Origin of the sequence: Thermus thalpophilus (genome assembly GCF_022760915.1) — a bacterium.
Lineage (GTDB): Bacteria > Deinococcota > Deinococci > Deinococcales > Thermaceae > Thermus > Thermus thalpophilus.
The window spans coordinates 1-409 of sequence record NZ_JAKTNS010000131.1 but is presented as its reverse complement, the minus strand read 5'-3'; the positions used below and the strand labels follow the sequence as shown (position 1 = coordinate 409).

The 409-nt window shown below is 66.3% G+C and carries 1 protein-coding gene; it reads left to right on the top strand.

Annotation, left to right across the window (positions count from 1 at the left end):
- Positions 1-409: transposase (locus L0D17_RS13325; RefSeq protein ID WP_243095720.1), on the top strand; the 409-nt coding region annotated here is incomplete at both ends.

The following is a 409-nucleotide window of genomic DNA, read 5'->3' as shown; positions in this document are numbered from 1 at the left end:
ATTACCCGGCTTTCCTTAAGCCCTACGTCCGCCGCCTGGTGGACGTGGGGGAAGTAGCTGTGGCCTTGTACGCCGCCGGGGTCAGTCAGCGCAAGGCGGCCGAGATATTGAGCCTGCTCTTAGGCCACCGCTACTCCCACGAGACCCTAAGCGCTCTGACCGACCAAGTCCTGGAGGCGGCAGGAGCCTTCCGCACCCGGCTTTTGCCCGAGGAGATGGCCTTCGTCTACCTGGACGGGCTCTCCCTCAAGGTTCTTAGGGACGGTGAGGGGGTCGCGCGGGAAACCGTGTACGTGGCCCTGGGGGTCACCCCTAGCGGGGAGAGGCGGGTCTTGGGGTTTTGGCTTTTGCCCCCGGAGAGCGCCCTGGGATGGGAGGGGGTCCTGGGGGAGCTTTGGCAGCGGGGCCT